Source organism: Streptomyces luteolus (genome assembly GCF_029968015.1).
Taxonomy (GTDB): domain Bacteria; phylum Actinomycetota; class Actinomycetes; order Streptomycetales; family Streptomycetaceae; genus Streptomyces; species Streptomyces luteolus.
The window spans coordinates 20,931-35,298 of record NZ_JASCIS010000010.1; the positions used below are offsets into that span (position 1 = coordinate 20,931).

10 protein-coding genes are annotated in these 14,368 nt (G+C 70.2%); 7 read left to right on the forward strand and 3 right to left on the reverse strand.

Going from position 1 to position 14,368, the window contains the following annotated elements; all coding sequences use genetic code 11:
- The first annotated feature begins 56 nt into the window (after positions 1–56).
- From QIT00_RS11980 to QIT00_RS12010, 7 genes are all read left to right on the forward strand, one after another.
- Positions 57–1,256, forward strand: coding sequence for an ROK family transcriptional regulator (locus QIT00_RS11980; protein ID WP_282535179.1), 1,200 nt, complete (start codon positions 57–59; stop codon positions 1,254–1,256).
- A gap of 135 nt (positions 1,257–1,391) precedes the next feature.
- Positions 1,392–2,486 carry a substrate-binding domain-containing protein gene (locus QIT00_RS11985; protein ID WP_282535180.1) on the forward strand — a complete coding sequence of 365 codons (1,095 nt, stop codon included), beginning with the start codon at positions 1,392–1,394 and terminating at the stop codon, positions 2,484–2,486.
- A gap of 189 nt (positions 2,487–2,675) precedes the next feature.
- Positions 2,676–3,515 carry an ATP-binding cassette domain-containing protein gene (locus QIT00_RS11990; protein WP_282535181.1) on the forward strand — a complete coding sequence of 280 codons (840 nt, stop codon included), beginning with the start codon at positions 2,676–2,678 and terminating at the stop codon, positions 3,513–3,515.
- Complete coding sequence (locus tag QIT00_RS11995) at positions 3,512–4,834, forward strand: sugar ABC transporter permease (RefSeq protein WP_408909759.1); 1,323 nt, start codon at positions 3,512–3,514, stop codon at positions 4,832–4,834. Before QIT00_RS11990 ends, QIT00_RS11995 begins: the two co-directional genes overlap by 4 nt.
- Before the next feature lie 406 nt (positions 4,835–5,240).
- Positions 5,241–7,169, forward strand: a complete 1,929-nt coding sequence (dxs, locus tag QIT00_RS12000; protein ID WP_282535182.1) for a 1-deoxy-D-xylulose-5-phosphate synthase — start codon at positions 5,241–5,243, stop codon at positions 7,167–7,169.
- A gap of 190 nt (positions 7,170–7,359) precedes the next feature.
- Entirely contained in the window at positions 7,360–8,874 is a 1,515-nt protein-coding gene (locus QIT00_RS12005; protein WP_282535183.1) for an amino acid permease, read from the forward strand.
- A gap of 97 nt (positions 8,875–8,971) precedes the next feature.
- Complete coding sequence (locus tag QIT00_RS12010) at positions 8,972–10,474, forward strand: ArnT family glycosyltransferase (protein WP_282535184.1); 1,503 nt, start codon at positions 8,972–8,974, stop codon at positions 10,472–10,474.
- Here the strand turns inward: QIT00_RS12010 and QIT00_RS12015 are convergent.
- The 3 genes from QIT00_RS12015 to QIT00_RS12025 form a co-directional block, all read right to left on the reverse strand.
- Positions 10,456–10,833: an NTP pyrophosphohydrolase gene (locus QIT00_RS12015; protein WP_282535185.1), complete on the reverse strand. Its 378-nt coding sequence runs from the start codon at positions 10,831–10,833 to the stop codon at positions 10,456–10,458. The genes QIT00_RS12010 and QIT00_RS12015 overlap by 19 nt on opposite strands.
- 124 nt (positions 10,834–10,957) lie before the next feature.
- Positions 10,958–13,093, reverse strand: coding sequence for a 3-hydroxyacyl-CoA dehydrogenase NAD-binding domain-containing protein (locus tag QIT00_RS12020; RefSeq protein ID WP_282535186.1), 2,136 nt, complete (start codon positions 13,091–13,093; stop codon positions 10,958–10,960).
- The gene (locus QIT00_RS12025) at positions 13,090–14,316 is read right to left on the reverse strand and encodes a thiolase family protein (RefSeq protein WP_282535187.1); all 1,227 of its coding nucleotides are present in this window, start codon (positions 14,314–14,316) and stop codon (positions 13,090–13,092) included. Before QIT00_RS12025 ends, QIT00_RS12020 begins: the two co-directional genes overlap by 4 nt.
- Positions 14,317–14,368 lie beyond the last annotated feature (52 nt).

Genomic DNA, 14,368 nt, shown 5'->3' on the forward strand with positions numbered 1-14,368 from the left:
TACAAGTTTTACTAAGCCGGGGCCTCAGAGAAGCGGCCTCGGCAAGGGAGGTCGTCGTGGAGACTCCGGGGTCGCAGTCGTCGCTGCACCGGGCCAATCTCGAACGGGTCGTGCGGGCCGTGCGGATGGCGGGATCGCTCACCCAGGCGGAGATCGCCAGGACGACCGGCCTGTCGGCGGCCACGGTCTCCAACATCGTCCGGGAGCTCAAGGACAGCGGCACCGTCGAGGTCACGCCGACCTCCGCGGGCGGCCGCCGGGCCCGCAGCGTCTCGCTCAGCGGGGACGCGGGTCTGGTCGTCGGCGTCGACTTCGGGCACACGCACCTGCGCGTCGCCATCGGCAACCTGGCCCACCAGGTGCTCGCCGAGGAGGCCGAGCCCCTTGACGTGGACGCCTCCGCCGCGCAGGGCTTCGACCGGGCCGAGGAGCTGGTCAACCGGCTGATCGAGGCGAGCGGAGTGGACCGCTCCAAGGTCGCGGGCGTCGGCCTCGGCGTGCCGGGACCGATCGACGTGGAGACGGGCACGCTCGGCTCGACGGCCATCCTGCCGGGCTGGCAGGGCACGAACCCGGGCCAGGAGCTCGCGGGCCGCCTCGGCGTCCCGGTGTATGTCGACAACGACGCCAACCTCGGCGCCCTCGGCGAGCTGGTCTGGGGCAGCGGGCGGGGCGTGAAGGACCTCGCGTACATCAAGGTGGCGAGCGGCGTCGGCGCCGGGCTCGTCATCAACGGGCAGATCTACCGCGGCCCCGGCGGCACCGCGGGCGAGATCGGGCACATCACGCTCGACGAGTCGGGCCCGGTCTGCCGCTGCGGCAACCGCGGCTGCCTGGAGACCTTCACGGCCGCGCGGTACGTCCTGCCGCTCCTTGAGTCCAGCCACGGCTCGGGCCTGACCATGGAGAAGGTCGTCGCCCTCGCGCGTGACGGCGACCCGGGCTGCCGTCGCGTGATCGCCGACGTGGGCCGGCACATCGGCAGCGGCGTCGCCAACCTGTGCAACCTGCTCAACCCCTCGCGCGTGGTGCTCGGCGGGGACCTCGCGGACTCCGGTGAGCTGGTGCTCGGGCCGATCCGCGAGTCGGTGGGGCGGTACGCGATCCCGAGCGCGGCGCGGAAGCTCTCGGTGCTGCCGGGTGCACTCGGCGGGCGGGCCGAGGTGCTCGGCGCCCTGGCGCTGGCGCTGAGCGAGATGGGCGACTCGACCCTTCTGGACGGCGCGATGCCCGCACCCACCCCCGCCTTCACCTAGCCGCCTTCACTTAGATAACGGATGGCACCGTTGTCATCTCGTTAAGGATTTACTCCTTGACGCTGCTCTCGCGGCCGAGTTGACTTCCAGCCACCTCGGCCGCAACGACGCGGCCTCGTCAGGGAGGCACCCCTTATGAACGCAATGACGCGCCGCGTCGTCATAGGCACCGCGACGGTTTCCATGGCACTGGCGATGACCGCCTGTGGCAAGGCCGGAGAAGGCGAAGAGTCCAGCGGCGGCGACAGCAAGACCATCGGTCTGCTGCTGCCGGAGAACAAGACCACGCGTTACGAGACCTTCGACCGCCCGCTGATCGAGGGCAAGATCAAGGAGCTGTGCTCCGACTGCGAGGTCAAGTACAACAACGCGGCCCAGGACACCGAGACCCAGAAGAAGCAGTTCGAGGCGCTGCTCACCGAGGGCGTCAAGGTGATCATCCTGGACGCCGTCGACTACAAGGCCACCAAGTCCTGGGTGAAGAAGGCCAAGGACCAGGGCGTGAAGGTCGTCGCGTACGACCGCCTGGCCGAGGGCCCGCTCGACGCCTACGTGTCGTACGACAACGAGAAGATCGGCCGCCTGCAGGGCGAGGGTCTGGTCAAGGCGCTCGGCGAGGACGCCGCCGACGCCAACGTCGTGATGATCAACGGCTCGCCGACCGACCCGAACGCCCCGCTGTTCAAGAAGGGCGCTCACAGCGTCCTGGACAAGCAGGTCGGCAAGATCGTGTACGAGCAGGACATCCCGGACTGGTCGCCGGACCAGGCCAACAAGAAGATGGCCGCCGCGATCGACTCCCTCGGCAAGGACGGCTTCGACGGCGTCTACTCCGCCAACGACGGCATGGCCGGCGGCATCATCACCGCCCTCGACAAGCGCGACGTGAAGGTCCCGGTCGGCGGCCAGGACGCCGAACTCGCCGGTCTGCAGCGGATCCTGAGCGGCAAGCAGTCGTTCACCATCTACAAGCAGATCAAGCCGGAGGCCGAGACCACCGCCGAGATCGCCGTCCGCCTGCTGCAGGGCAAGGACATCAAGGACCTGACGCCGACGAAGGTCGACTCGATCAGCGGCGAGTTCAAGGGCACCCCGGCCAAGCTGTACGACGCCCAGATCGTGACCAAGGCGGACATCGCGGGCACGATCCTGAAGGACAAGGTGTATAAGGCGAGCGAGATCTGCACGGCGGAGTTCAAGAAGGCGTGCGCGGCGGCGGGGATCAAGTAACGGTCGTACGGCACGAGTTCAGGTTCCGTCGGCTCGGTTGCCCTTGATCGCCCTCCGGGCTCGTCCTCAAACTCCCCCAGCCTTCGGCCGGGAGGTGCCCCCAGACGGGCTTGATTTAGCCCGGTGCTCGTCCACCGGACACCCCCCCCTCGTATCTCGCAAGTCCCGCCCCATCAGGCGGCGAAGGAGATGATTCACGTGTCCGCTACGCCCGTGCTGGCGTTGCGCGGAGTCTCCAAGCGGTTCGGTGCCGTGCAGGCACTCACGAACGTTCACCTGGAGATCCACGCCGGTGAGGTGGTCGCCCTGGTCGGCGACAACGGCGCCGGCAAGTCGACCCTCGTCAAGACCATTTCGGGGGTTCACCCGATCGACGACGGCGCCCTCGTCTGGGAGGGGCGGCCCGTCCGCGTCAACCGGCCGCAGGACGCCCAGAACCTCGGCGTCGCGACCGTCTACCAGGACCTGGCGCTCTGCGACAACCTCGATGTCGTCGCCAACCTCTTCCTCGGCAGCGAGCTGAAGCACGGCCCGGTCCTGGACGAGATCGGCATGGAGAAGCGGGCCAAGGAGCTGCTCGACACGCTCTCCATCCGCATCCCCAGCGTCCGTATCCCGGTCGCCGCGCTCTCCGGCGGCCAGCGCCAGGTCGTCGCCATCGCCCGCGCCCTCGTCGGCGACCCGAAGGTGGTCATCCTCGACGAGCCGACCGCCGCCCTCGGCGTCGAGCAGACCGCGCAGGTCCTCGACCTGGTGGAGCGGCTGCGCGAGCGCGGCCACGCCGTGATCCTCATCAGCCACAACATGGCCGACGTGCAGGCCGTCGCCGACCGCGTCGCCGTGCTGCGCCTGGGCCGCAACAACGGAGTCTTCGACGTCGCGGGCACCTCCCACGAGGAGATCATCGCCGCCATCACCGGCGCCACGGACAACGCCGTGACCCGCCGCAACGCCCGTACGAGCAACGGCGGCGGCGAGGCCGAAGCCGGCGGCGCGGACGGCACGTTCACGAAGGGGGACGCGAAGTGAGCGACCTCACCAAGAAGCCCGCGCCGGACAGCGAAAACGCCGAGTCCGTAGGCAAGGAGCCGCGCGCGGCCGAGGCCAGTGCCGCCCCCGTACCGGCCGTCGACCCCCGGCTGCTCGTCCGCGAGCAGGGGCTCAAGGGCTACTGGACGGAGTTCTCGCGGAAGATCCGCGGCGGTGAGCTGGGCTCGCTGCCCGTCGTCATCGGCCTGATCGTCATCGCGATCGTCTTCCAGGCGCAGAACGACAAGTTCCTCTCCGCGAGCAGCCTCACCAACATCGCGGTGTTCACCTCCGGCCTCGGCATCATGGCCGTCGGCATCGTCTTCGTCCTGCTGCTCGGCGAGATCGACCTGTCGGTCGGCTCGGTGGCGGGCATGGGCGCCGCGGTGTGGGCGGTCCTGAACGTCAGCAACGGCTGGGGCGACTGGCCCTCGGTCCTGGTGGCCGTCCTGTGCGGCCTGGCCATCGGCGCCCTGCACGGCTTCTTCTTCGCCAAGATCGGCGTACCGGCGTTCGTCGTCACCCTCGCCGGCTTCCTCGGCTGGAGCGGTCTGCAGATCTGGCTGATGGGCAACGAGGGCAGCATCAACGCGCCCTCCGGCGGCGTCGTCGAGAGCCTCACCGGCTACTTCTTCGAGGACAAGGCCGCCGCGTACGGCCTGGCCCTGATAGCCATCGTCGGGTACGCCGCCTCGCTGCTCCTCGACACCAAGCGCCGCAAGAGCACCGGGCTTCCGGCCCGCCCGGTCAGCGAGATCGTGCTGCGCACCGGCGTCGTCGCGGTCCTGGTGCTCGCCGCCGCGTACGTCCTGAACGAGCTGCCCGGCTCGCGCGGACTGCCGCTCGCCCTCGTGCTGTTCCTGGCCGTCCTCGTGATCGCGGACTTCGTGGCCCGGCGCACCACGTTCGGCCGCCAGGTCTTCGCGGTCGGCGGCAGCTCGGAGGCGGCGCGCCGCGCGGGCATCAACGTGGACCGGATCCGCATCACGGTCTTCGCGATCTCCGGCATGCTCGCCGCGTTCGGCGGCCTCTTCATTGCCTCGCTCTCCGGCGGCGCGACGAAGAACCTGGGCGCGGGCAACACGCTGATGCTGGTCATCGCCGCAGCCGTCATCGGCGGTACGAGCCTCTTCGGCGGCCGCGGCAAGGTCTGGTCGGCCCTCCTCGGCATGCTCGTGCTCCAGGCCATCCAGCAGGGCCTGAACCTGCTCGGCATGGCCAGCGAGATCCAGTTCATGATCACCGGCGCGGTGCTGCTCGCGGCGGTCGTGATCGACTCGGTCTCGCGCCGTACGCAGAAGACGGCGGGGCGGGCGTAGGTCCCGTCCCACGTCCCGCACCGTCGACTCGGGCGCCGTCGATCGCCCTGCGGGCTCGTCCTCAATCTCCCCCAGCCTTCGGCCGGGAGGTGCCCCCAGACGGGCTGGATTTCGTGCCCGGCACCGACACACCCCGGTGCCGGGCACACCCCTGTCCGCCACGCCACGCCACGCCACGCCCCGCCACGACACGCCCCGCCGCGCGGGCGACGCAACCCGGACCGGCGCGGACGCGTCTCCTCGCATACGGTCGGATGCGTCCCGTACGCCCCGATGGGTGAACCCACCCGGCGGCGGGCAGTGTGGGCGGAACATTAGACTCGACAGACCCGGCACAGCTCGAACAGCTCGACTCGAAACGCTTGACCGAACAGCTCGACCGAACCACAGAACCTAGGAGGCACGGGTGGGCCTGCTGACCCGTATCAAGGGGCCGCGCGATCTGGACCGGCTCAGCCACGAGCAGCTGGACGAGCTCGCGGCAGAGATCCGTGGCTTCCTCGTCGACGCGGTCTCCAAGACCGGTGGCCACCTGGGCCCGAACCTCGGCGTGGTCGAGCTCACCATCGCCATGCACCGTGTGTTCGACTCCCCGAAGGACAAGGTCCTCTTCGACACCGGCCACCAGAGCTACGTCCACAAACTGCTCACCGGCCGCCAGGACTTCTCCAAGCTCAAGATGAAGGGCGGCCTCTCCGGCTACCCCTCGCAGGCGGAGTCCGAGCACGACGTGATCGAGAACTCGCACGCCTCCACCGTCCTCGGCTGGGCCGACGGCCTCGCCAAGGCCAACGAGCTGCGGAAGAAGGACGACCACGTGGTGGCCGTCATCGGCGACGGCGCCCTCACCGGCGGCATGGCCTGGGAGGCGCTCAACAACATCGCCGCCGCCAAGGACCGCCCGCTCGTCATCGTCGTCAACGACAACGAGCGTTCGTACGCCCCCACGATCGGCGGTCTCGCCAACCACCTGGCCACCCTGCGCACCACCGACGGCTACGAGCGCTTCCTGGCCCGCGGCAAGGACCTCCTGGAGCGCACCCCGGTCGTCGGCAGGCCGCTCTACGAGACCCTGCACGGCGCCAAGAAGGGCCTGAAGGACTTCATCGCCCCGCAGGGCATGTTCGAGGACCTCGGCCTGAAGTACGTCGGCCCGATCGACGGCCACGACATCGAGGCCCTGGAGTCCGCCCTGCAGCGCGCCAAGCGCTTCGGCGGCCCGGTCATCGTGCACTGCCTCACCGAGAAGGGCCGCGGCTACAAGCCCGCCCTGGACGACGAGGCGGACCGCTTCCACGCCGTCGGCAAGATCCACCCGGACACCGGCCTGCCGATCTCGTCCTCCGGCCTCGACTGGACGTCGGTCTTCGGCGAGGAGATGGTCAAGCTCGGCCACGAGCGCGAGGACATCGTCGCGATCACCGCGGCCATGCTGCAGCCGGTCGGCCTGGACAGGTTCTCCAAGGCCTTCCCGGACCGGGTGTACGACGTCGGCATCGCTGAGCAGCACGGCGCGGTCAGCGCCGCCGGCCTCGCACACGGCGGACTGCACCCCGTCTTCGCCGTGTACGCCACGTTCCTCAACCGCGCCTTCGACCAGCTCCTGATGGACGTGGCCCTGCACAAGTGCGGCGTCACCTTCGTCCTGGACCGGGCCGGCGTCACCGGCACGGACGGCGCCTCGCACAACGGCATGTGGGACATGTCGATCCTGCAGTGCGTGCCCGACCTGCGCATCGCCGCCCCGCGCGACGCCGACCAGGTCCGGATGCAGCTGCGCGAGGCCGTCGCCGTCGAGGACGCCCCGACCGTGGTCCGCTTCTCCAAGGGCGCCGTCGGCCCGTCCGTGAAGGCCGTCGGCACGGTCGGCGGCATGGACGTGCTGCGCAAGCCGGGCACCAACCGGCCCGACGTCCTCCTGGTCTCCGTCGGCGCCCTCGCGCCGATGTGCCTGGAGATCGCCGACCTCCTCAACAAGCAGGGCATCAGCACCACCGTCGTGGACCCGCGCTGGGTCAAGCCCGTCGACGAAGCCCTCGCCCCGCTCGCCGAGCAGCACCGCGTCGTCGTCACCGTCGAGGACAACTCCCGCGCGGGCGGCGTCGGTTCGGCCGTGGCGCAGGGCCTGCGGGACGCCGGTGTGGACGTACCGCTGCGTGACTTCGGCATCCCGCCGCGCTTCCTCGACCACGCCTCGCGCAAGGAAGTCATGGCCGAGATCGGTCTTACGGCACCGGACATCGCCCGCCAGGTCACCGGCCTCGTCGCCAAGCTGGACGGGCGGTACGAGAACCCGGCCGCCGAACAGAACACGGTGGAGCCCGCCCGAGACTGATCCGAACGGCGTACGCACACCACGGAACAGCGGCGCCCGCAAGGCGTCATCAGGCCCGGTCCGGCCACCCCCTACGGGTGGCCGGGCCGGGCCTTTCGTGTGAAACTCCTTGCCATTCGGGCATACCGGCACACAGGCACGCCGCACAGATTTCGATCATGGCGAGCATCGTCAGCAAGGGAGCACGCCCGTGAGCAGCAGCACACCTCCGCCCTCCGGCGGACTGTTCCGCACCAAGACCATCGAACAGTCGATCCAGGACACCGAGGAGCCGGAGCACGCGCTCAGGAAGTCGCTGTCCGCGTGGGACCTGGTGGTCTTCGGCGTCGGCGTCATCATCGGCACCGGCATCTTCGTCCTCACCGGCAAGGTGGCGAAGGAGAACGCGGGACCGGCGACCGCCCTGGCCTTCGTCGCCGCGGGCATCGTCTGCGCGCTTGCCGCCCTGTGCTACGCGGAGTTCGCGTCCACCGTGCCCGTCGCCGGTTCGGCGTACACGTTCGCGTACGCGTCCATCGGTGAGCTGCCCGCCTGGATCATCGGCTGGGACCTCGTCCTGGAGTTCGCCCTCGGTACGGCGGTGGTCGCGGTCGGCTGGTCCGGCTATGTGCGCTCGCTGATGGACAACATCGGCTGGCACCTGCCAACGGGGCTCCAAGGGCCGGACGTGCCAGGAGGCACCTTCGACATCCTGGCCTTCATCCTGGTTCTGGTCCTGACCGTGATCCTGGTCCTCGGCATGAAGCTGTCCGCCCGGATCACCGCCCTGGTCGTCGCGATCAAGGTCACCGTGGTCATGATCGTCATCGTCGCCGGTCTGTTCTTCGTCGTCGGCGACAACTACAAGCCGTTCATCCCCGACCCGGTCACCCCGGAGACCGGCGGCGCCTGGGCGACCGCCCCGCTGGTCCAGCTGATGTTCGGCTACGAGCCCACCAACTTCGGCGTGATGGGCATCTTCACCGCAGCGTCCATCGTCTTCTTCGCCTTCATCGGCTTCGACGTGGTGGCCACCGCCGCCGAGGAGACCAAGCTGCCGCAGCGCGACATGCCCCGCGGCATCCTCGGCTCGCTCCTCATCTGCACCGTGCTGTACGTGGCGGTGGCCTTGGTCGTCACCGGTATGCAGCACTACACCGAACTGTCCGTCAGCGCCCCGCTCGCCGACGCCTTCAAGTCGGTCGGGCACCCGTTCTACGCCGGCGTGATCAGCTTCGGAGCCGCCGTCGGCCTCACGACGGTCTGTCTGATCCTGCTCCTCGGCCAGACCAGGGTGTTCTTCGCGATGAGCCGGGACGGGCTGCTGCCGCGCGCCTTCGCCGTCACCCACCCGAAGTTCGGTACCCCGTACCGGCCGACGATCCTGCTCGGCGTGGTCATCGCGGTCATCGCCGGCTTCACCAGCATCAACGAGCTGGCGACTCTGGTGAACATCGGCACCCTGTTCGCCTTCGTGGTGGTCGCCGCCGGCGTGCTTGTGCTCCGCCGCACCCGCCCCGAACTGCCCCGCGCCTTCCGCACCCCGTGGGTGCCGGTGCTGCCGCTCCTCTCCATCGCCGCCTCGCTGTGGCTGATGCTGAACCTGCCGGGCGAGACCTGGGTCCGGTTCGGCGTCTGGATGGTCCTGGGCGTCATCGTCTACTTCCTGTACGGCCGCAGCCGCAGCAGGCTGGGACGGGCGCTGTCGGGCGGGGAGCCCCGATAGGGACGCGAAAGGGGCGGGGAGGGGAACCAATCGCCCGTAGGGCGAAGCCCGTACCCCCTCAACCGCCCCACCCGCCACGCCAGATACCTTGGCGCCCATGCCGGCCGAGCAGCGTTCCGACCCACCCCCCAGTACGCCTACGCTGCCGCACCAGCGCGTCGGACGGGACGCGCGCCCCGTCCGCGCGCGGCCAAGGCGGCGGACCGCGTACTGGCCCCCGCTCGTCATCGCCCTCGCCCTGCTCGCCTGCGTCACCCGCATCCCGTCGTTCCGCCTCAAGCTGTGGAACCCCGACGAGGGCTATCTCGCCGTCCAGGCCCGCATGCTGGCCGACGGCGGCACGCTCTACGAGACCGTCGTCGACCGCAAACCCCCGCTCCTGCCCTGGCTGTACGAGGCCGCCTTCGCCGTGTTCGGCGACGACTCGCTGTTACCCCTGAAGGTCCTCGCCGTCCTCGCCCACCTCGCCACGGCCCTGCTCCTCGCCTCGCTCGCCCGCCGCCGCTGGGGCGACGGCGCGGGCCGCACCGCCGGCGTCCTCTACCTGCTCCTCTCCATCGGGCTGAACCCCGAGGACACGCAGGCCGCCACGTTCGAGGTGTTCATGCTCCCGGCGACCGCGGCCGCCGTATGGCTCGCCGACCGGCGCCGCTGGGCCTGGTGCGGTCTCGCCGTCGCCGCGGCCTTCCTCGCCAAGCAGACCGGCGGGGCCGTCCTCCTGCCCGTGCTCTGGATGCTGTGGCGCTCCGGTGCGCGGCGGGCCGACGTGCTGCGGCTCGCGGCGGGTGCCGTGCTGCCCGTCCTTGCGGCCGCCGTCGCCACCGACCCGCGGGGCTTTCTCTTCTGGACGGTCACCGGATCGGGCGCGTACGCCTCGTTCACCGGCTCCGAACTGCACGTACTCTCCCGGGCGTTGACCAACACCGCGCTGCTCGCCATCGCCTGCGCGGGGCTGATCCCGGCTGTCCTGCGGGTGCTGCGGATCGCCCGCACCGGGGCGGCCGACCTGTGGGTGTGGCTCGGCGCGTCCGCGGTCGCCGTCTGCGTCGGCTTCCACTTCTTCGGCCATTACTACCTCCAACTGGTTCCCGCCCTCGCCCTGTTGGGCACTGCCGCCCTGCAGAGCCTGCCGCGCGACTGGACCCCGGCGACGCTCAGCACGTCCGCGCTCGCCTGCGCCCTGTTCCTCGCCTGGGGCCTGCTCGCGCCGCGCCCCGGCCTCGCGCACTCCGAACGGCTCGCCCAGGCGATCGGCCGCGCCACGGAGCCCGAGGACCGCGTCCTCGTCTGGGGCATGCACCCCGAGACGTACTGGCTCGCCGACCGCGCCCCCGCCACCCGCTACCTCACCGCGGGCTTCCTCACCAACTACAGCGGCGGCCGCAACGGCCCCCAGGTGGGGGAGAAGTACGCCGTAGAAGGCGCCTGGGACGTGTTCCGTACGGAAATGGCCGAGAACCCGCCCGCCCTGATCGTCGACGACTCCCGCGGCAAGCCCTACACCCCCGACGCCCTCCCCACGCTCCGCGCCCTCCTCGCCGCCGGGTACGAGCGCACGGCGGTCGTGGAGGGCGCGATCATCTACCGCCGCGTCGGATAGACCGTACGCGGCCCGACGCACACCGCGCCCAACTCCTCGACCCTGCGCCGCAGTTCACGGTCGGCGGTGACCACGACCACGACCTCCGCGGCGGCCTCCGCGACCAGCTCCACGATCCGGTCGTCACCGCTCGCGGGCGCCGACTCGACCCGCACATCCGGCAGGGACTCCACGCCGCGCGCGGCGCCCTCCACGACGAGGACGACATCGAGCGGGCCGGGATGGCCGTCGATCCCCGCCTCGACGTACGCCACGAGCCCGTCCCGCAGCCGCTCGGCCGCACCCCTGCGGTCCCGCCACCATCCGTCCGGCACCGATCCGACGGTGTTGGCGGCGTCCACGACGAGCAGAGTGCGCATACGCCGACTCTTTCACGCCGCGCCCCGACCGTCGTACGAGAGCACCTCCTGTACGACCCCGGAGGCACCGCTGCCCCCGATGCCGACGAGGGCATCAGGGGCAGCCGTACGGGAAAGGGCCGGACTAGGCGGGAATGCTCGCCACGCCCTGCTCCAGGAACCGCTTGCCGTTGACGCGCTCGGAGACGCCCTCACGGTCCAGGTACGGCGTGACGCCGCCCAGGTGGAAGGGCCAGCCGGCGCCGGTGATCAGGCACAGGTCGATGTCCTGGGCCTCGGCGACGACACCCTCGTCGAGCATCAGGCCGATCTCCTGGGCCACCGCGTCGAGCACGCGGTCGCGGACCTGCTCCTCCGTCAGGACGCTGTCGCCCTGCTGGAGGAGCGCCTGGACCTCGGGGTCGAGCTCCGGCTTCCCGCTGTCGTAGACGTAGAAGCCGCGCTTGCCGGCGTCCACGACGGCCTTCAGGTTCGGGGAGACCGTGAAGCGCTCCGGGAAGGCGCGGTTCAGTGTCTCGGAGACGTGCAGGCCGATCGCCGGGCCGACGAGCTCCAGGAGCACCAGCGGCGACATCGGCAGACCGAGCGGCTCGACCGCCTTCTCGGCGACGGCGACCGGGGTGCCCTCGTCGATGACGTTCTGCACCTCGCCCATGAAGCGGGTCAGGATGCGGTTCACGACGAACGCCGGGGCGTCCTTCACGAGAACCGCGGTCTTCTTCAGCTTCTTGGCGACACCGAACGCGGTGGCCAGGGAGGCGTCGTCGGTCTGCTCGCCGCGGACGATCTCCAGGAGCGGAAGCACGGCGACCGGGTTGAAGAAGTGGAAGCCGACGACCCGCTCGGGGTGCTTCAGCTTCGACGCCATCTCGGTGACCGAAAGCGAGGAGGTGTTGGTGGCGAGGATCGCGTGCGCCGGGGCGACCGCCTCGACCTCCGCGAACACCTGCTGCTTGACGCCGATCTCCTCGAAGACGGCCTCGATGACAAAGTCGGCGTCCGCGAAGCCCTCGGCCTTGTCGAGCACGCCGGTCACCAGGGCCTTCAGGCGGTTGGCCTTGTCCTGGTTGATGCGGCCCTTGCCGAGCAGCTTGTCGATCTCGGCGTGGACGTAGCCCACACCCTTGTCGACGCGCTCCTGGTCGATGTCGGTCAGCACGACCGGCACCTCCAGGCGGCGCAGGAAGAGCAGCGCGAGCTGCGAGGCCATCAGGCCCGCACCCACGACGCCGACCTTGCTGACCGGACGCGCCAGGTCCTTCGACGGGGCGCCCGCGGGACGCTTGCCGCGCTTCTGGACCAGGTTGAACGCGTAGAGCCCGGCGCGCAGTTCGCCGCCCATGATGAGGTCGGCGAGCGCCTGGTCCTCGGCGTCGAAGCCGGCCTGGAGGTCACCGTCCTTGGCGGCGGCGATGATGTCGAGCGCGCGGTACGCGGCCGGGGCGGCGCCGTGCACCTTGGAGTCGGCGATGAACCGGCCCTTGGCGACGGCCTGGTCCCAGGCCTCACCGCGGTCCACCTCGGGGCGCTCCACCTTGACGTCGCCGCCCAGGACCCGAGCGGTCCAAAGCAGCGACTGCTCCAGGAAGTCCGCACCCTCGAACAGCGCGTCCGCGATGCCGAGTTCGAAGACCTGCTTGCCCTTGAGCTGGCGGTTCTGGTTGAGCGAGTTCTCGATGATGACCTGGACGGCCCGCTCGGCGCCGATCAGGTTCGGCAGCAGCGCGCAGCCGCCCCAGCCGGGCACCAGACCGAGGAAGACCTCGGGCAGCGAGAACGCGGGCAGCGCCTTGGACACGGTGCGGTAGGTGCAGTGCAGACCGGCCTCGACACCGCCGCCCATGGCCGCGCCGTTGTAGTACGCGAAGGTCGGCACGGCGAGCGCGGAGAGGCGCTTGAAGACGTCGTGGCCGCCCTTGCCGATGGCCAGCGCGTCCGAGTGCCGCTTGAGCAGCTCGACGCCCTTGAGGTCCGCGCCCACGGCGAAGATGAACGGCTTGCCGGTGAGGCCGACGCCGACGATGGAGCCCTCGGCGGCCTCCTTCTCGACCTGGCTGATTGCCACGTCGAGGTTGGCCAGGGACTGCGGCCCGAAGGTGGTCGGCTTGGTGTGGTCCAGGCCGTTGTCGAGCGTGATGAGGGCGAACTTGCCTGCCCCGTACGGCAGGTCGAGGTGGCGTACGTGCGCCTGCGTGACGATCTCGTCGGGGAACAGCTCGGCCGCGCCCTTCAGAAGCTCAGCGGTGGTGGTGGTGCTCACTTGCTGCCTCCGGCGTCCTTGTGGTGCGGGTTCTCCCAGATGACCGTGGCGCCCATGCCGAAGCCGACGCACATGGTGGTGAGGCCGTAACGGACCTCGGGCTGCTCCTCGAACTGCCGCGCCAGCTGCGTCATCAGACGCACACCGGAGGAGGCGAGGGGGTGGCCGAACGCGATGGCGCCGCCGTACTGGTTGACGCGCGCGTCGTCGTCCGCGATGCCGTAGTGCTCCAGGAACGCGAGCACCTGCACGGCGAAGGCCTCGTTGACCTCGAACAGGCCGATGTCGTCGATCGACAGCTCGGCCTTGGCGAGGGCCTTCTCGGTCGCGGGGATCGGACCGTAGCCCATGACCTCCGGCTCGACACCCGCGAAGGCGTACGAGACGAGGCGCATCTTGACCGGCAGGTCGTTCTCGCGCGCGAAGTCCTCTGACGCGATCAGCGAGGCGGTGGCGCCGTCGTTCAGCCCCGCTGCGTTACCGGCGGTGACGCGACCATGCGTACGGAACGGGGTCTTGAGCCCGGCCAGGCTCTCCAGGGTCGTGCCCGGACGCATCGGCTCGTCGGCGGTGGCGAGCCCCCAACCGGTCTCACCGGCCTCTTCATTCGTCCGACGTACGGAGATCGGCACCAGGTCGGCCTGGATCTTGCCGTCGGCGTACGCCTTGGCGGCCTTCTCCTGCGAGCGCACGGCGTACTCGTCGGCACGCTGCTTGGTGATGCTCGGGTAGCGGTCGTGCAGGTTCTCGGCGGTCATGCCCATGAACAGGGCCGACTCGTCCACCAGCTTCTCGCTGACGAACCGCGGGTTCGGGTCCACGCCCTCACCCATCGGGTGACGGCCCATGTGCTCGACACCACCGGCGACGGCGATGTCGTACGCGCCGAAGGCGACGGAACCGGCGACCGAGGTCACGGCGGTCAGGGCGCCGGCGCACATGCGGTCGATCGAGTATCCGGGCACGGACTGCGGAAGCCCGGCGAGGATGCCTGCGGTCCGGCCGATGGTCAGACCCTGGTCACCGATCTGGGTGGTCGCGGCGATGGCGACCTCGTCGATGGTGGCGGGGTCGAGGTTCGGGTTGCGGCGCAGCAGCTCCCGGATGGACTTCACGACGAGATCGTCGGCGCGGGTCTCGTGGTAGATGCCCTTCGGGCCCGCCTTGCCGAACGGGGTGCGGACGCCGTCGACGAAGACGACGTCCCTGACGGTACGAGGCACGATGGCTCTCCTCCAGGGGTGCGGGATCGCTGCCGCTGGGCGTGCTCCGGCG